This is a genomic window from Aquabacterium sp. A3 (assembly GCF_038069945.1).
Lineage (GTDB): Bacteria > Pseudomonadota > Gammaproteobacteria > Burkholderiales > Burkholderiaceae_C > Aquabacterium.
This window is the reverse complement of record NZ_JBBPEV010000002.1, coordinates 177,688-194,399: the sequence shown is the minus strand read 5'-3', so window position 1 is coordinate 194,399 and position 16,712 is coordinate 177,688. Positions and strand designations below refer to the sequence as shown.

Sequence of the window (16,712 nt, the reverse complement as noted above, 5' to 3'; positions counted from 1 at the left end):
GCCCTCAGGTGGCGCGCAGCTTGGTGGGCTTCTTCTTGCGCCCCAGCCCCATCTGCTTGCCCATGAACTTCAAGAACACCCACAGTGCCGACTCGTTCGGCTTGGGCGCCTCGCCCTTGCCGATGCGCTTGAGCTGACCGGTGTACCAGGTCACCTCCATCAAGCCCATCTTGTCGATGAAGCCGATGCCCGTCTTGATGGGGCGCACCACCTGCGTGGGCTGCTGGCCCGCCAGCAGGCGCTTGGGCAAGTCGGGCTCCAACGCCAGCGCGCGCGCGATGCCCACAAAATCCACGGCGCCACTGGTGATGGCCTCGGCCATGCCCTCCAGCGAGCGAAAGCCACCCGTCACCACCAAGGGCACCTTCACGGCCTGGCGGGCCTTCTCGGCAAACGCCAGGAAATACGCCTCGCGTTGACGCGTGCTGTCTTTCACCGGCTCGGCCTTGTTCTTCACGCCGGTCATGGCCGGCGCCTCGTAGGTGCCGCCCGATATCTCGATCAAGTCGATGCCGGCCTCGGCCAGCGCACGGATGGTGTCCAGCGACTCCTCTTCCGTGAAGCCGCCACGTTGAAAGTCGGCCGAATTGAGCTTGATGCCAATCGGGAAGCTCGGCCCCACGGCCTCGCGCATGGCGTTGAACACCGACAGCACGAAGTGCCGACGCTTCTCGGGCGTGCCGCCCCAGTCATCGGTGCGGCGGTTGTGGTGCGGCGACAAGAACTGGCTGACCAGGTAGCCATGCGCACCATGGATCTGCACCCCACTGAAGCCGGCCTGCTTGACGATGCCCGCGGCACGGCCAAAGCGCGCCACGATCTCGCGCACCTCGGCGTCGGTCAACTCGCGCGGGGTGGGAAAGAAGGCTTGCATCTCGGGCCGAAACGGCACGGCCGAGGGCGACACGTTTTCTTTGTTCAAGCCCTTGGGCGCCTGCTTGCCCGGGTGATTGAGCTGCACCCAGCATTGGGCGCCATCGCGCGTGGCCGCTTGCGCCCAGGCCTGCAACTCCGCCATGTACGAGTCGTTTTCGATCACCACATTGCCCGGCTCACCCAGGGCACGCTTGTCGATCATCACGTTGCCCGTCACACACAAGCCAATGCCTCCATCAGCCCAGGCGCCGTACAAGCGGGCCAGCTCGGGCGTCGCAGCCCCCGCGCGCGTGCCCAGGGCCTCGCTCATGGCGGACTTGAACAGGCGGTTCTTCACCACCACGCCATTGGGCAAGGTGAAGGACTGCGCCAGCACGGCTTGAGGTGTCATCAGGGTGTCTCCGTTGTGTTGCTGGGGCGATCATGGCCGATTCACCCCGAAAAGATCAAAAAAAATCGCCGCAAATCTCGATCAGGGCGGCCACCAGCCAGATTTAACCGCATTAGGCGCTACCATGCACAACGCACGCCCCAGAGGAACGCTGGTGAACCAGCCAGTGCCCGGGCCCGCATCAGATCCGATTTCATCGATGGAGTGAATTCACATGGCAACTGCGAAGAAGGCGGCTCCCGCCAAGCGCACCCCGAACGCGGCTTTCCTGAAGCCCCTGACCCCGAGCGCCGATCTGGCCGCCATCATCGGCTCGACCCCGATGCCGCGCACCGAGGTGACCAAGAAGGTGTGGGAATACATCAAGAAGCACAACCTGCAAGACGCCGCCAACAAGCGCAACATCAACGCTGACGACAAGCTGAAGGTCATCTTCAAGAAGCCGCAAGTCACGATGTTCGAGCTGACCAAGCTGGTGAGCGAACACCTCAAGTGATGCTGCGCCTGCGGGCCTGGTGACGGACGCGTTGCCCAGAGCCCTCACCGCACCCAAGCCTGGCCGCGTGCCAGGCTTTTTTTCGGCCATGCGCGGTGGCCAGCCCATTCATCATCAGGTTTTTTCGAAGTCAACGCCTTGGACATGCGAATTTTCCAATGGGTCACAAATGTCTAGAGTGCAGGCCCATGGCATCTTCACATTGACCCATGGACACTCTGCTGATCATTCTGAACACGCCCTTCCTGGGCAAGGAAGCCTGGCTCTGGCTGAGCTTCATGGGCATCGTGGCGGCCCTGCTGGCCTTTGACCTGGGCGTGCTGCACAAAGACGATCACGTCATCGAGGTCAAGGAAAGCCTGCTGCTGTCGGGCTTCTACATCACGATGGCCCTGCTCTTCGGGGCCTGGGTGTGGTGGTACCTGGGCGCCGACAGCGGGATGAAGTACCTCACGGGCTTCATGATCGAAAAATCGCTGTCGATGGACAACGTGTTCGTCATCGCGCTGATCTTCAGCTACTTCGCCATCCCGCGCGAGTACCAGCACCGCGTGCTGTTCTGGGGCATCCTGGGCGTGATCGTGCTGCGCGCCCTCATGATCGGGCTGGGCGCCACGCTGGTCAGCCAGTTCAGCTGGGTGCTGTACCTGTTCGGCGCCTTTCTGGTGTTCACGGGCATCAAGATGTGGCTGATTGCAGACCACATGCCCGACATCCACAGCAACCCCATCCTGACGTTCCTGCGCAAGCGCATGAAGGTGACGGACGAGCTGCATGGACACCACTTCTTCGTGCACCAACCCGACCCGCAAACGGGCCGGCTGGTGCGCTGGGCCACGCCCCTGTTCCTGGCACTGTGCCTGATCGAATTCGTGGACCTGGTGTTTGCCGTGGACTCGGTGCCGGCGATCTTCGCCATCACCACCGACCCCTTCATCGTCTATACCAGCAACATCTTCGCCATCCTGGGCCTGCGTGCGCTGTACTTCGCGCTGTCGGCCATGATCCACCGCTTCGCTTACCTGAAGTACGCGCTGGCCCTGGTGCTCGTGTTCATCGGCACCAAGATCTTCCTGGTGGGGATCATCGGCAAGATCCCGCCCGCGTTCTCACTGAGTGTGACCTTCGGCCTGATCCTGGGGGGCGTGCTGTTCTCGCTGTACAAGACCCGGCACGACCCACCCGAGGTGGCTCACTCCCACCAGGGGTAAAACGGCGGCATCTCCGAGGCCTTGCCCTTGAACTGGGCAGGGCGCTTGTCCAGGAAGGCCTGCACGCCTTCCTTGCCGTCTCCGATGCTGGTGTAGAACATGGCCAGCGAATCCACCTGGTGGGCGGCCAGCGGGTGCGGTTGGGCCGCGTTGCGGTACATCATCTGGCGCGTCAACGCGATGCCCACGGCCGAACGCTCGGTGGCGATGCGCCGTGCGATCTTCAAGGCCTCGTCCAGCAACTGCTCGGGCGGCACCACACATTTGACCAGGCCACCCCGCTGGGCTTCATGGCCGTCGAAGATGTCGGCCATGTAGGTCCACTCCAGCGCTTGCGAGATGCCCACGATGCGCGGCAGGAACCAGCTCGAACACGCCTCGGGCACGATGCCGATGCGGCCGAACACAAAGCCGATGCGCGCCTTCTCGGACGCGAGGCGGATGTCCATGGGCAGGGTCATGGTGGCCCCGATGCCCACGGCCGCGCCGTTGATGGCACCGATCACGGGCTTCTTGCAATTGAAGATGCTCAGCACCACGCGCCCGCCCGTGTCACGCACACCGGCGTGGATGGCCGGGTCGTCCAGGCGCTCTTGCATGTCCTGCATGGTGGGCTGCTGGCTTTCATCCAGCCCGAACACATTGCCGCCAACGCTCAGGTCCATGCCGGCACAAAAGGCCTTGCCGGCGCCGGTCACCACGATGGCGCGCACCGCATCGTCGTCGCTGGCGCGGGTGAAGGCGTCCACCAGTTCGTTGGCCATCTCCACCGTGAAGGCATTGAGTTGCTCAGGGCGGTTCAGCGTCAGCAGCATGACGCCATCGGCGTCCACCTGGGTGCTCAGGGTCTGGTAGGTCATGGTGTCGTCCTCGGTCGTGTGAGTCTGGGGTCGTGATCAGGCCGTCGCGGGCTCGGGCGGCGTGGGCCGGTGGGTGGGCCCGGTGTGGCCACGCTCTTGCGCCAGCCACTGCAGCACGGGGATGGTACCGGGCAGCACCGGCACCATGTCCACGGGCAAGCCCTGCCAGGCCATGTGCTGGCCCTCTTTCATCTCGAAGTCGCCCACCCAGTCGTACACCTTGCAAAAGTGCAGGCGCACGCGGGCATGGGGGTAGTCCATCAACTCCACCTGCCAGGGATGGGCCTCGCCGATGGTGATGCCGATTTCTTCGTGCAGTTCGCGCCTCAGCGCCTGCTCCACCGTCTCGCCAGCCTCCAGCTTGCCGCCCGGAAATTCCCAGTAGCCCGCGTAGACCTTGCCCTGAGGCCGCGAGGTCATCAAAAACCGCGCCTCATGCCCGTCGGCATCGCGCTCGATCAGCACGCCCACGGCCACATCCACCGGAGGCCGGTCGGTGGCGTCCATGACGTGATAGGACTTGCGCTCAGAAGAATGATCAGAAGGACGATCAGACATGTTCGCCCCCCGCCCAGTGGCGCGCAAACTGGTAGGCCACGCGGCCCGAGCGCGAGCCCCGCTCAATGGCCCACACCAGCGCCTCGGGGCGTGCCGCCTCGATGGCTGCGGCGTCCAGGCCCAGGTGCGTCAGCCACTGCGCCACCACGGCCAGGTATTCATCCTGGCTGAAGGGGTAGAAGCTGATCCACAGGCCAAAGCGCTCGGACAGCGAAATCTTTTCTTCCACCACCTCGCCGGGGTGCAGCTCGCCGTCATCACCGCGTGTGTAGCTCTTGTTGTCGGCGTGGTACTCGGGCAGCAGGTGGCGGCGGTTGGAGGTGGCCACCAAGAGCACGTTATCACCCGCCGCCGAGATGGTGCCGTCCAGCATCGATTTCAGCGCCTTGTAGCCGGGCTCGCCTTCGTCGAAGCTCAGGTCATCACAGAACACGATGAAGCGCTCGGAGCGATCGCTCACCAGCTCCACGAGGTCGGGCAGGTCCACCAGATCGGCCTTGTCCACCTCGATGAGGCGCAGGCCCTCCGCCGCGTGAGCGTGCAGGCCCGCCTTCACCAGCGACGACTTGCCCGTGCCCCGTGCGCCCGACAGCAGCACGTTGTTGGCCGTGCGGCCCGCCACGAACTGCGCCAGGTTGCGGGCAAAGCGGCCCTTCTGGGTGTCGATCTCCTGCAGATCGTCGTAACGGATCAGGCCCACATGGCGCACCGGCTCCAGCCGACCCGCCCCCCAGACCCCGGCCTGGCGCTTGCGATAGCGAAAGGCCACCGAAGCGCCCCAGTCAGGGGCCTGCAAGGGCTGGGGTAACACGGCTTCAAGCCGCGAAAGCACCTGCTCGGCGCGGGCCAGCAGGGCGGTCATGGAAGGGTCTGCAGCACTCATGCGGGCAAGTGTAGGCCAGGGCCGCGCCATGCCGAACAGACCACGGGGCCGCGCCGGCCTTCACAGCGGCGTCAAACCGGGTGGCCAAGATGGCTTTCATCCTGACCCTGTCACTTCTGGAGTTTGCTCATGTTCACCCTGCGATGCGTGGCTGCGGCCTTGCTGATGTCTTATGGTGGCCTGGCCGCCGCACAAACCTGTGTGGTGGGCTCGTCCGCGGGCGCCATCACCTTCGACACCTACACCACCCCGGTGGCCAACCGCGTGATCAGCAGCGACTGCAAAACGCTGGATGACGCCTTCAACGATGAAGCGCCCTGGGGCAGCCAGGCTGCGTTCCTGAGCCATGTCTCGCAAGTGTCGTTCGAGCTGCTCAAGACCCGCAAGCTGACGTCCATCGAGCGCGTGCGCCTGATGAGTGCGGCCAAGGCCTCGGGCGTGGGCCGCACGCTGACGGTCAAGCTGATCTCCTTCAATGACTTCCACGGCAACATCAAGGCCGGCGAGGGCTCCAGCAGCAACCCGGGCGTGGCGCGCTTTTCTACCCGCATCAAAGCCCTGAAGGCGGCCAACCCGCTGCACGCCGTGGTGTCGGCCGGCGACATGATCGGTGCCAGCCCCCTGACGTCGGCCCTGTTCAAGGACGAGCCCACCATCGAGGCCATGAACCGCATCGGCATCGACTTCAATGCCGTGGGCAACCACGAGTTCGACGAGGGCAAGACCGAACTGCTGCGCATGCAACATGGCGGCAACCACCCCACCGATGCCTTCTCGGGTCAGGGCCTGGCGCAAGACAAGCGGGACGACGGCCAGTTCGCCGGCGCCGAGTTTGACTTCCTGGCCGCCAACGTGACCGACGCCCACACGGGTGAGACCCTGCTGCCGGCCTATGGCGTCAAGGACTTCCTGGGCAACAAGCTGGCCTTCATCGGCATGACGCTGGAAGGCACGCCCACCATCGTGTCGCCCTCGGGCGTGGCTGGTTTGCAGTTCGGCGACGAGGCCGACACCGTCAATGCCCTGGTGCCGCAGCTGCAGGCCCAAGGCATCCAGGGCATCGTCGTGCTGATCCATGAAGGTGGCGTGGCCGTCAGCGGCACCGCCGGTTGCCCCAGCATCTCCGGCCCCATCGTCGACATCGTCAGCCGCTTGCACCCGGCCGTGGACCTGGTGATCTCGGGCCACACCCACCAGGCCTACAACTGCATGCTGCCCAAATCGGACGGCTCGATGGTGCGCGTGACCTCGTCTGGCCAGTACGCCCGCAACCTGGGTGACATCGACGTGGTGATCGACACCAGCAGCAAGGACGTGCTGAGCACCAACGCCACCATCCTGACCACCGGCACGGGCGCCAACACCGAAGAAGACCCGGCCCTGGTCGACCTGGTGGCCCACTACGACAGCCTGGCGGCCGTGCCCAAGGCGCGCGTGATCGGCAACATCACGGCCGCCATCAGCCGCAGCGCCAACAGCGCCGGCGAGTCGGCCCTGGGTGATGTGATCGCCGACGCGCAACTGGATGCCACCAATGACATCGGCATGGGCGAGGCCGTGGTGGCTTTCATGAACCCCGGTGGCATCCGCGCCGACCTGCCCTTCAATGCACCCCACGGTGAAGTCACCTACGGCGATGCCTTCACGGTGCAACCCTTCGGCAACTCGCTGGTGACAATGACGCTGCGCGGCGACCAGATCAAGACCTTGCTGGAGCAGCAGTTTGCCAACTGCCTGGGCCAGGGTGGCTTTGACCGCATCCTGCAGGTCTCCAGCGGCTTCAGCTACCAGTGGAGCGCAAGCGCTGCCTGCGGCAACAAGGTCAGCCACATGGCCCTGAATGGCGCTGCCATCGACCTTTCCGCCAGCTACCGCGTCACGGTCAACAGCTTCCTGGCCGATGGCGGCGACGCCTTCACTGTGCTCAAGGACGGCACCCAGCGCCTGGGTGGCGCCGTGGACGTGGACGCCTTCGAGGCCTACCTGCAGGCCAACCCCTCTGGCGTGGCCCCCGGCGCGCAAGACCGCATCACCCGCCTGCCCTGAGCGCCCAGGAGATCTTCATGATGACTCAACCTCAATCCCTGGCCTTGGCCGTCCTGGTGTCGCTGGGCGCCTTGGGCAGCGCCCAGGCCGCCCGCCTGGACCTGGTGAGCGCCGGCACCGCCGTGGACGTGATCGAGCAGTCGGCCACGGTCGATGGCGAAACCGTGAGCCGCTCGGTCAGCGATGCGCTGGCGGACGACAGCACCCCGGGCACCGTGCTGCTGAGCGACTTCCAGACCCACGGCCCGCAAGGGCACGCCGGACTGAGCGTGGAAGGCGGCCACACGCACCTGGTGTCGCTGGACGCCACCAGCCCACGCACCGCCTTGACGCTGGACGCCAGCCACGTGTGGTCGGCCACTGGCCAAGGCCTGCTGGACGCTTACAGCCTGGTGCAGAGCCTGTCGGTCGACGGGCTGACCCTGCGCGTGTCGGGCGATGCGGGCGAAACCTTTGGACAGTTGGTGCACGTGCAGTTCGATGGCACCGCCGACGCCCTGATCAACGGGCTGACCGGCGCACACGATCTGGGCTTGACGCTGGACGTGCTGCGCGGCGGTGACACGCTGGCGAGTTTCAACGGGTTTTGGACGGCCGATGCCACTGAGGCCTTCAGCCTGGGCTTTGAGGCCATGGTGGGCGATGAGCTCACCCTGGTCTTGAGCGCCTACCAGGGCTTCACCACCGAACCAGGACGCGCCCTGAGCGGGATGACCGAACTGGGTGGCCAACTGTTGCTGCAAGGTGAGTTTTCGGTGGCCGCTGTGCCCGAGCCGGGCACCTGGGGCCTAGCCCTCGCCGGACTGCTGGTGGCCAGCGCCGCCGCACGCCGTCGCGCTCGCTGAGTTCAGCGCCGAGAGGGCCTGCACCTCGTGCACCGCGCCCTCGGGCGTGACCACCCACACACCATCGCGGGCCTGCGGCCGCACGGGCCACATGCCCGTGAAGTCGCCAAAGGCCGGCAGGGTCACGCCCACCGGGCAGCCGGTGCGTTCATCGTGCCAGGCCTGCGCCCAAAAGCACGGCAGGCGCAGCCGGTCTCTGGCCAGCCCCTGTGCCTGCCAGCACGGGTGCAGGTGCCCGCCCAGGGCGGCCACCGCTCCGGCAACAGGCCGCGCCTGGTGGCTGAGCGCCAGGCCACGCTCCATCACCACGGCATCCTCGGGCAGCACCTGCCAGGCCGCGCCCAGCCGCTGCGCCACGGGCGCCCAATCGGGGGCGGCGTGGCGGTCGTGGTTGCCCCCGATCACCAACGCGGTGCCCCCCGTTTGCTCGTGCCATGCCCCCAGCATCAGGGCCAGGGCCTGCACTGCCTCGGCCACCCGAGGTCCGTGCACCAGATCACCCAGCACCACGAGCCGACGCGCGCCACTGTCGTCCAGGGCCTGGCGCAATCGCTGCAGCGTGGCCTCGGTGGTGCCCGCCACCACGGCCGCCGGCAGGGCCTGGCCCAGGGCCTGGTAACGCTGGGCCTTGCCCAGGTGCACGTCGGCCACCAGCAAGGCGTCGGGCTGACCCGCATCGTTGAGCAACAGGGCGGTGCGGTCACCACGCCACTGCAGCGCCACCGCGCCAAACGAGCAAGACCGGTGTGAGGCCGGCATCTTCAGGCCAGCAGGCTGTGCAGCGCCGCGTCCAGGTGCTCGGTGGGCTGGCGCACAAAGCCACTGCGCGCATGGCGGTGAAGGCGGCCCATGACAAAGCTCATCAGCAGGGAGGCACGCGCCTGCGCCGCCACCGTGGGACTGGGGTGTCCCTGGGCCTCGGCCAGGGCGCGCGCGGGTTGACGCAAGAGGGACTCCAGGCGGTCGATCGCCTGGTTCACCCGCTGCTGCAGGCGGACGTGCTCGTGCACCAGCGCATCACCGGCCAGCACACGCCCCATCCCCGGATTGCGCTCGGCAAACTGCAGCACCAAGGTCACCACGCGGGCCAGTTGGGCACCCGCATCGGCCTCACGCTCCAGGGCCTGGTTGGCCAGCGTGAACAGGCTGCTTTCGATGAAGTCGATCAAGCCCTCGAACATCTGGGCCTTGCTGGCAAAGTGCCGATACAGGGCCGCCTCGCTGAGTTGCAATCGGGCTGCGAGCGCGGCCGTGGTGATGCGCTCGGCCCCAGGGGCCTGCAGCATCTCTGCCAGGGCCTGCAGGATCAGCACGCGGCGTTCGCCCGGCTTGGGTCGTTTGCGGGGCGCAGCGTTGGTGTCGGGGTCGCTCATGGCGGGCTCCTGCTCAGATCCGGGTGATGGCCTGCACGGGACGCCAGGCCTTGAGCCGGCGCAGCGTGTTCACCCGCACATCCACCGCGGCTGGACGACCGTGCAGGCGTTGCGCAAAAGGATGGGCACACGGGCCCTGGCGAAGGTAGTGCTGCATCCACACCGTGTGCAGGCCCAGCTGGTGCGCACTTTTCAGGTTGGCCACGGTGTCTTCCACCAGCACGCAGCGATGCGCAGGCAGCCGATGACGTGACAGCACCACGCGCAACATGCGCAGGTCGGGCTTGGGTCGCAACTCGCCAAACACGCGCATGCCTTCGATGGCGATGATGCCCTCGAAGCACGAGGCCAGGTCCAGCGCCGTCAGCACCCGCTTGGCGTAATCGGCCGGTGCGTTGGTGAGCAAGAACTTGCGCCCCGGCAGGCGCCTCAGGGCGGCACGATCCGCAGGGGGCATGCGCAGATCGGCCTCCAGGCCAGGCAAGGTGTGGGTCTGCGCCAGAAAGTGCGCAGCACGGATGCCGTGGTGGCGCTCCAGGCCCATCAGGGTGGCGCCGTAACGACGCCAGTAGTGCACGCGCAGGCCGTCGGCCTGGGCGCGCGGCACACCCAGGTGCGTTTCGATGTAGTCCGTCATCGCCCCGTTGAGCCGGCCGAACACCGCATGCCCGGCGTCATGCAGGGTGTTGTCCAGGTCGAACAGCCAGATGGCCCTCCCGGCATGCACCTCAGTGCCCCCAGCGGTGCACGATGGCCGCCACCCACACCCCCAGACACAACAACAGGCTGAGGTGCACCGCGGCGCTGCCGTAATCCTTGGCCATCTTGGACAAGTGATGGTGCTCCATCGACACGCGGTCCACCACGGCCTCAATGCCCGAGTTCAACAGTTCGGTGATCAACACCAGCACCACCGTGATGCACAGCACCGACACCTCCAGCCACGTGGTGCCAATCCAGAACGCGGCCGGCAGCATCAGCAGTGCCAGCGTCATCTCCTGACGCAAGGCACTCTCGTGCTTCAAACCGGCATACAGGCCCTGGTAGGAATACTTGGTGGCAAACAGGATGCGCTTGAACCCGGAGTGCGCCTTGTGGGGATTGGTTTGCATGACATCCTGGGCTCAGTGGCTGCGGATCATCGTGCCGTAGGCCTGGTCGGTCAGGATCTCCAGCAGCATGGCGTGGGGCACGCGGCCATCCACGATGTGCACGGCGTTCACGCCACTCTTGGCCGCATCGATGGCGCCTTCGATCTTCGGGATCATGCCCCCGCTGATGGTGCCGTCGTCGATCAGCTCGTCGATCTGGCGGGCCGTCAGGTCGGTCAGCAAGACGCCCTGCTTGTCCAGCACGCCCTTGATGTTGGTCAGCAGCATCAGCTTTTCTGCCTTGAGCACCTGCGCCAGCTTGGAGGCCACCAGGTCGGCGTTGATGTTATAGCTCTCGTTGTGCTCACCAAAGCCGATGGGGCTGATCACGGGGATGAACTGGTCGTCCTGCAGGGCCTTGACCACGCTGGGGTCGATGGAGTCGATCTGGCCCACGTGGCCGATGTCGTGCTCTTTGCTGGGGTCGTCCTTGTCGGCCAGGCGCAGTTTGCGCGCACGGATCAGGCCGCCATCGCGGCCCGTCAGGCCCACGGCCTTGCCGCCAGCGGCATTGATCAAGCCGACGATGTCTTGCTGCACCTCACCGGCCAGCACCCACTCCACCACCTCCATGGTTTCGGCGTCGGTCACGCGCATGCCCTGGATGAACTCCCCCTTCTTGCCGATCTTGGTCAACGCCGAGTCGATCTGGGGTCCGCCGCCATGCACCACCACCGGGTTCAAGCCCACCAATTTGAGCAGCACCACGTCTTCGGCAAAATCGGCCTGCAGTTCGGGGTCGGTCATGGCATTGCCACCGTACTTGATCACGATGGTCTTGCCGTGGAACTTGCGGATGTAGGGCAAGGCCTGGGCCAGGATCTCGGCCTTGACACGGGGATCGATGCCGGCCAGGGCCTCGGGGGTCGGGGGGGTGGACATGGTGCTTGTAAACCCGGGGGTTGTTGGATGCGTTATTTTAGGGACTGACCGCAGTTCACACAGGAGACCCGATGAAGATCAGCACCCTCACCCGTTCACTGAGCGCCCTGACGCTGGGCCTGAGCCTGGGCCTGGCCGCCCACGCGCAGAGTGTGGATGGCGAAGTTCGCAAGGTCGACGCCGAGTCCGGCAAGATCACCGTGCGCCATGGCGAAATCAAGAACCTGGACATGCCCCCGATGCAGATGAGCTTTCGGGTGAGCGACCCGGCCTGGCTGCAAAGTGTGCAAGTGGGCGACAAAATCCGGTTCACGGCCGACAAGGTGAACGGACAGTACACCATCACCACGCTGGAAAAGAAGTGATCCGGCACGGTGGTCTGGCCCCCAGCCACTGAAAACCGCCGCTGAAAATGCGTCGGGCCTGGCACACACCAGGCCCGACGTCGAGAAAATGTCCCCCCTGGACGTCTCTCGCGATGACAGCATTGCTTGCCACAGGCCTGCGCGCCTGTACCGACGCGTGTGAACCATGTGTTACACACAGTTTAGGGGCCGCAGCCGCTGTTGAACATGACACGTTCACAGCCAATGGTTACAAAATGCATCCCATGAACATGGGATGGGGTCATCACGTGATCCAGATCAAGAAACCGGTGGCCATCGCATACCGCAAGAACTTGCCCACGGCCATGTAGGCCACACACGGCCAGAACGGCAGGCGCAACCAGCCGGCCACCGCACACAAGGGATCGCCGACCAGCGGCAGCCACGACAACAGGCACGCCTTGGGCCCGAAACGCTCCAGCCAGGCCAGCGCCTGCCGAGACCAACGGTCGGGCTGTTGTGCCGGGGCTGGAGCGGGCGCCGGCATGTCCGCAGGCACTTTCATGCCGTCTGCACGGGCCCGCCGCCACCGCGTGCGCAGGGCATCGGCCCCGGCCCCCATCCACCAGCTCAAGGCGCCACCCAGGGTGTTGCCAGCGGTGGCCACCAGCACGGCTGGCCAGAACATGTGCGGTTGCCAGTGCACCAGGGCATACACCGCGGGCTCAGAGCCCATGGGCAACAAGGTGGCCGACACAAAGGCCACTGCGAAGATGGCACTCAGCCCCACCTTTGGCAACGCCAGCGCCTGCAGCAGCGCGTGCACCCACGACAACAGCCATGCTTCCATGGCTGCATTGTGAGGCCGCACAGCCCGATCGCTGCGTCAGAAGCTGTAGCCCACCGTGGCCATCCACACGGTCGGGGTGAACTCGAAGGTGGCCTGGTGCTCGCCGCCGCCACCGCGCACCCGCAGCTTGGTCTCCACCACGGCCGAGGCCACCTGCGCATTGAGCGACCACTGTTTGGTGATTCGGTAGCTCATGCCCAATTGCAGCGCGGGGCCCCAGGAATCGGTCAATGAGAGGTCCATGGGCACACCCTGATAGAAGGTCCGCCCCGTGTTGGTCAGCGTGGCCTTGAGGCGGGTGTAGTTGATGCCCAGCCCCAGGTACGGGCGCCAGACGTCGCCTGCGCTGCCAAACCGGTAGTTCAGGAACAAGGTGGGGGCCACCTGCTTGACGGTCGCGATGGTGCCATCGGCAAACTGCCCGTAATAAAACGCCGCCAGGGGGCCATAAGTCCCGCCCAGCAAGGCCTCAGAAGCCCGCAGCTTGACGTCATGCTTGGGCGGCAAGCCCAAAGCCAGCTCCAGGCTGAGCTGATCGTTCAGGTGCCGCTCGATGGAGAACACCAGCGTGGACTTGGGGCTGACGTCCAGCGTCACGCCAGGCACCACAGGGCGAGGTCCGGGCAAGGTGCCCGAAAACTCACTGCTGGTGGCGCGGGGATCGATGTGGGCGCCGCCCAGCTTGACGGTGTAGCTCTGGGCCGCCACAGAGGCGCAAGACAGCCCGACTGCGATGGAGAGGAAAGCAGGAACAGCACGGTATTTCATACAGCAAAACACTCATAACGTCAGTTGATGTAATGTTGCATCATAAATGCAATGGTTACATCGGCTATGCAGCGTTTCAACATCCCGATGCGCGGCATGACCTTCGTCACGGTTCACAAACCGCTTTGCGGGGGGGTTGGAGCGGGCTATACTCTGCCTCCTTTTTAAGCAGCCCTGGGCGGCGCCTCGCCCAGGGCTGAGTCGTCTTTTGTGCCTCCCGCCGTGTCCACGTCACCCCTGCCCAAGCTGCTGACCCCACTGCATGTGGGTGGCGTCGAGCTGCCCAACCGGCTGTTCGTGGCGCCCATGGCGGGCGTCACGGACAGGCCGTTTCGCATGCTGTGCAAGCAGTTGGGCGCGGGCTACGCCGTCAGCGAGATGGTGACCTCGCGCAAAGACCTGTGGCACAGCCTGAAAACCTCGCGCCGCGCCAACCACGAAGGCGAAACCGCCCCCATCTCGGTGCAGATCGCAGGCACCGACGCGACCATGATGGCCGAGGCCGCCGCCTACAACATCGACCGCGGCGCCCAGATCATCGACATCAACATGGGATGCCCGGCCAAGAAGGTGTGCAACAAATGGGCTGGCTCGGCCCTGATGCAAAACGAAGCGCTGGCGCTGGAGATCATCGAGGCCGTGGTGGCCGCCTGTGCGCCGCACGGGGTGCCCGTGACGCTGAAGATGCGCACCGGCTGGAGCCAACATCACAAGAACGCCGAACGCATTGCACGGGCCGCTGAATCGGCCGGCATCGCCATGCTGACCGTGCACGGTCGCACGCGCGAGCAAGGCTACAAGGGCTGCGCCGAGTACGACACCATCGCTGCGGTGAAAGCGGCCGTGCAGGTGCCCGTGGTGGCCAATGGCGACATCGACAGCCCTGAAAAGGCGCAGGCGGTGCTGCGACACACCGGCGCCGACGCCGTGATGATTGGCCGCGCCGCTCAGGGGCAGCCCTGGATTTTTGGCGACATCGCCCACCACGCCCTGCATGGCGAGCGCCGCGCCCGCCCGCTGACGCGCCAGGTGAGCCACTGGCTGCTGGCCCACCTGGACGACCACCACAGCCTGTACGGTGAGTTCGCCGGCGTGCGCACGGCGCGCAAGCACATCGGCTGGGCCGTGCGCGGCCTGCCCGGCGGCGAGGCATTTCGCCAGCACATGAACACCCTGGACCGCATCGACGAACAACGGCGGGCTGTGAGTGACTTTTTTGAACAACTCAGCCAGACGCACGACCGCCTGCCCGATGCAGGCCCGCAGGCGCTGGGTGACCCAGACCCGGCCGATCAGGAGACCGCCTCCTGCATGGCCCACTGACCCCCATGAGCAAAAAAACCATCCAGGACTCCGTCAAGGACAACCTTGAAAACTACTTTCAGGACCTGCGCGGCGCAGAGCCCCACGCCGTCTATGACATGGTGGTCAACGCCGTTGAGCGCCCCATGCTGGAAGTGGTGATGCAACGCGCCGAAGGCAACCAGTCCAAGGCCGCCGAGTGGCTGGGCATCAACCGCAACACGCTGCGCCGCAAGCTGCTTGAGCACAAGCTCATCAAGTGAATAAACCGAACCAAAGGAACCCCATGGCCCTGACCGCCCTGCTGTCCGTGTCCGACAAGACCGGCATCGTTGAATTCGCACAAGCCCTGCATGCCCAGGGCGTGCGCCTGCTGTCCACCGGCGGCACCGCCAAACTGCTGGCCGACAAGGGCCTGCCGGTCACCGAGGTGGCCGAGATCACCGGCTTCCCCGAAATGCTGGACGGCCGCGTGAAAACCCTGCACCCGCGCGTGCACGGCGGCATCCTGGCCCGTCGCGACCTGCCCGAGCACATGGCCGCCCTGAAGGAACACGGCATCGACACCATCGACCTGCTGGTGGTCAACCTCTACCCCTTCGCGCAAGCCACCGCCAAGGCCGACTGCACCCTGGCCAACGCCATCGAGAACATCGACATCGGCGGGCCGACCATGCTGCGCTCGGCCGCCAAAAACTGGCAGGACGTGGCCGTGATCATCGACCCGGTCGACTACGAACAGGTGCTGACCGAGATGAAGGCCGGCCAGATCACGCGCACGACCAAGTTCATGCTGGCCAAGAAGGTGTTTGCCCACACCGCCGCCTACGACGGCATGATCACCAACTACCTGACCAGCCTGGAAGCTGGTGCGGAGCTGGCCACCGAAACCGTGCCCGCCAAGGCCGAGTACCCGGCTGTGTACAACCTGCAGCTGCACAAGGTGCAAGGCATGCGTTACGGCGAGAACCCGCACCAGAGCGCCGCCTTCTACCGCGAAGCCGCGCCCGTGGTCAGCACCCTGGCCAACTGGACGCAGATTCAAGGCAAGGAACTGAGCTTCAACAACATCGCCGACGCCGACGCCGCCTGGGAATGCGTCAAGGCCTTCGAAGCCCCGGCCTGCGTGATCATCAAGCACGCCAACCCTTGCGGCGTGGCCGTGGGCGCAGGTCCGCTGGAGGCCTACACCAAGGCCCTCAAGACCGACCCCACCAGCGCCTTCGGCGGCATCATGGCCTTCAACCGCGTGGTGGACGCTGACGTGATCGAGGCCATCAACGCCAACAAGCAGTTCGTGGAAGTGGTGATCGCACCGAAGTTCACCGACGCGGCTCGTGCCGCCTATGCATCCAAGCAGAACGTGCGCCTTCTGGAAGTGCCGCTGGATGACGCCACGCGCCAACTGGGCAACGCGCTGGACTTCAAGCGCGTGGGCGGCGGCATGTTGCTGCAATCGGCCGACAACATCGACATCGTCGGTGACGTGAAGGTGGTGAGCAAGGTGCAGCCGACGCCTGAGCAGATGAAGGACATGCTGTTTGCCTGGACCGTGGCCCGCTTCGTCAAGAGCAACGCCATCGTCTTCTGCAAGGATGGCATGACCATGGGCGTGGGCGCCGGCCAGATGAGCCGCCTGGACTCGGCCCGCATCGCCTCGATCAAGGCCGGTCACGCGGGCCTGACGCTGCAAGGCACGGCCGTGGCGTCGGACGCCTTCTTCCCGTTCCGTGACGGCCTGGATGTGGTCGTGGACGCCGGCGCCACCTGCGTCATCCACCCGGGTGGCTCCATGCGGGACGACGAAGTTATCGCTGCCGCCGACGAGCGCGGCATCGCCATGGTGTTCACGGGCACGCGCCACTTCCGTCATTGATCGCAGATCGGTGCGCCG

General features: G+C 65.5%; 19 protein-coding genes. 8 read left to right on the top strand and 11 right to left on the bottom strand.

Features of this window, described 5'->3' with window-relative positions; all coding sequences use genetic code 11:
• Positions 1–4: 4 nt before the first annotated feature.
• Entirely contained in the window at positions 5–1,267 is a 1,263-nt protein-coding gene (locus WNB94_RS10095) for an NADH:flavin oxidoreductase/NADH oxidase family protein (RefSeq protein ID WP_341390238.1), read from the bottom strand.
• A 214-nt stretch (positions 1,268–1,481) separates the two neighbouring features.
• Here WNB94_RS10095 and WNB94_RS10090 point away from each other — a divergent pair, with 214 nt between their 5' ends.
• On the top strand, positions 1,482–1,763 hold the full coding sequence (locus tag WNB94_RS10090) for an SWIB/MDM2 domain-containing protein (protein ID WP_341390237.1): 282 nt from the start codon (positions 1,482–1,484) through the stop codon (positions 1,761–1,763).
• Positions 1,764–1,972: 209 nt separating this feature from the next.
• The gene (locus WNB94_RS10085; RefSeq protein ID WP_341390235.1) at positions 1,973–2,974 is read left to right on the top strand and encodes a TerC family protein; all 1,002 of its coding nucleotides are present in this window, start codon (positions 1,973–1,975) and stop codon (positions 2,972–2,974) included.
• Here WNB94_RS10085 and WNB94_RS10080 read toward each other — a convergent pair.
• From WNB94_RS10080 to WNB94_RS10070, 3 genes are read right to left on the bottom strand one after another with little or no spacing between them, the layout of a single operon-like run.
• Positions 2,956–3,834 (bottom strand): crotonase/enoyl-CoA hydratase family protein, encoded by an 879-nt coding sequence (locus tag WNB94_RS10080; protein WP_341390234.1) that lies wholly within the window; start codon positions 3,832–3,834, stop codon positions 2,956–2,958. The genes WNB94_RS10085 and WNB94_RS10080 overlap by 19 nt on opposite strands.
• Positions 3,835–3,870: 36 nt before the next feature.
• The gene (locus tag WNB94_RS10075) at positions 3,871–4,392 is read right to left on the bottom strand and encodes an NUDIX domain-containing protein (RefSeq protein ID WP_445819053.1); all 522 of its coding nucleotides are present in this window, start codon (positions 4,390–4,392) and stop codon (positions 3,871–3,873) included.
• Positions 4,385–5,254, bottom strand: a complete 870-nt coding sequence (locus tag WNB94_RS10070) for an ATP-binding protein (RefSeq protein WP_341390232.1) — start codon at positions 5,252–5,254, stop codon at positions 4,385–4,387. The genes WNB94_RS10075 and WNB94_RS10070 overlap by 8 nt, the downstream gene beginning before the upstream one ends.
• Positions 5,255–5,404: 150 nt before the next feature.
• Between WNB94_RS10070 and WNB94_RS10065 the strand changes: the two genes are divergently transcribed.
• Positions 5,405–7,321, top strand: coding sequence for a bifunctional metallophosphatase/5'-nucleotidase (locus tag WNB94_RS10065; protein WP_341390231.1), 1,917 nt, complete (start codon positions 5,405–5,407; stop codon positions 7,319–7,321).
• 17 nt (positions 7,322–7,338) lie between these two features.
• Positions 7,339–8,166: a PEP-CTERM sorting domain-containing protein gene (locus tag WNB94_RS10060; RefSeq protein ID WP_341390230.1), complete on the top strand. Its 828-nt coding sequence runs from the start codon at positions 7,339–7,341 to the stop codon at positions 8,164–8,166.
• Here the strand turns inward: WNB94_RS10060 and WNB94_RS10055 are convergent.
• Genes WNB94_RS10055 through argB form a run of 5 tightly spaced genes read right to left on the bottom strand, consistent with a single transcriptional unit; the run spans position 8,110 to position 11,572 of the window.
• Entirely contained in the window at positions 8,110–8,925 is an 816-nt protein-coding gene (locus WNB94_RS10055; RefSeq protein WP_341390228.1) for a metallophosphoesterase, read from the bottom strand. The two genes, WNB94_RS10060 and WNB94_RS10055, sit on opposite strands and share 57 nt — an antisense overlap.
• 2 nt (positions 8,926–8,927) lie before the next feature.
• Positions 8,928–9,539, bottom strand: coding sequence for a nucleoid occlusion factor SlmA (gene slmA, locus WNB94_RS10050; protein ID WP_341390226.1), 612 nt, complete (start codon positions 9,537–9,539; stop codon positions 8,928–8,930).
• Between the two features lie 13 nt (positions 9,540–9,552).
• A complete protein-coding gene (locus WNB94_RS10045) occupies positions 9,553–10,266 on the bottom strand; it encodes a pyrimidine 5'-nucleotidase (protein WP_341390225.1) in 714 nt (237 codons plus the stop codon).
• A gap of 1 nt (position 10,267) precedes the next feature.
• The gene (locus WNB94_RS10040) at positions 10,268–10,651 is read right to left on the bottom strand and encodes a diacylglycerol kinase (RefSeq protein WP_341390223.1); all 384 of its coding nucleotides are present in this window, start codon (positions 10,649–10,651) and stop codon (positions 10,268–10,270) included.
• A 12-nt stretch (positions 10,652–10,663) separates the two neighbouring features.
• Positions 10,664–11,572 carry an acetylglutamate kinase gene (gene argB, locus WNB94_RS10035; protein ID WP_341390222.1) on the bottom strand — a complete coding sequence of 303 codons (909 nt, stop codon included), beginning with the start codon at positions 11,570–11,572 and terminating at the stop codon, positions 10,664–10,666.
• A gap of 71 nt (positions 11,573–11,643) precedes the next feature.
• On the opposite strand from argB, the gene WNB94_RS10030 reads away from it, so the two are divergent.
• Positions 11,644–11,937 (top strand): copper-binding protein, encoded by a 294-nt coding sequence (locus tag WNB94_RS10030; protein ID WP_341390221.1) that lies wholly within the window; start codon positions 11,644–11,646, stop codon positions 11,935–11,937.
• 265 nt (positions 11,938–12,202) lie between these two features.
• On the opposite strand, the gene WNB94_RS10025 is transcribed toward WNB94_RS10030, so the two are convergent.
• Together WNB94_RS10025 and WNB94_RS10020 are read right to left on the bottom strand one after the other, a co-directional pair.
• A complete protein-coding gene (locus tag WNB94_RS10025) occupies positions 12,203–12,748 on the bottom strand; it encodes a YqaA family protein (RefSeq protein ID WP_341390219.1) in 546 nt (181 codons plus the stop codon).
• Between the two features lie 36 nt (positions 12,749–12,784).
• On the bottom strand, positions 12,785–13,516 hold the full coding sequence (locus WNB94_RS10020; protein ID WP_341390218.1) for an OmpW/AlkL family protein: 732 nt from the start codon (positions 13,514–13,516) through the stop codon (positions 12,785–12,787).
• A 258-nt stretch (positions 13,517–13,774) separates the two neighbouring features.
• Between WNB94_RS10020 and dusB the strand changes: the two genes are divergently transcribed.
• From dusB to purH, 3 genes are read left to right on the top strand one after another with little or no spacing between them, the layout of a single operon-like run.
• A complete protein-coding gene (gene dusB, locus WNB94_RS10015) occupies positions 13,775–14,839 on the top strand; it encodes a tRNA dihydrouridine synthase DusB (RefSeq protein WP_341390565.1) in 1,065 nt (354 codons plus the stop codon).
• A gap of 5 nt (positions 14,840–14,844) precedes the next feature.
• Complete coding sequence (locus WNB94_RS10010) at positions 14,845–15,081, top strand: Fis family transcriptional regulator (protein ID WP_341390217.1); 237 nt, start codon at positions 14,845–14,847, stop codon at positions 15,079–15,081.
• Between the two features lie 23 nt (positions 15,082–15,104).
• Positions 15,105–16,694 carry a bifunctional phosphoribosylaminoimidazolecarboxamide formyltransferase/IMP cyclohydrolase gene (purH, locus tag WNB94_RS10005; protein WP_341390215.1) on the top strand — a complete coding sequence of 530 codons (1,590 nt, stop codon included), beginning with the start codon at positions 15,105–15,107 and terminating at the stop codon, positions 16,692–16,694.
• Positions 16,695–16,712 lie beyond the last annotated feature (18 nt).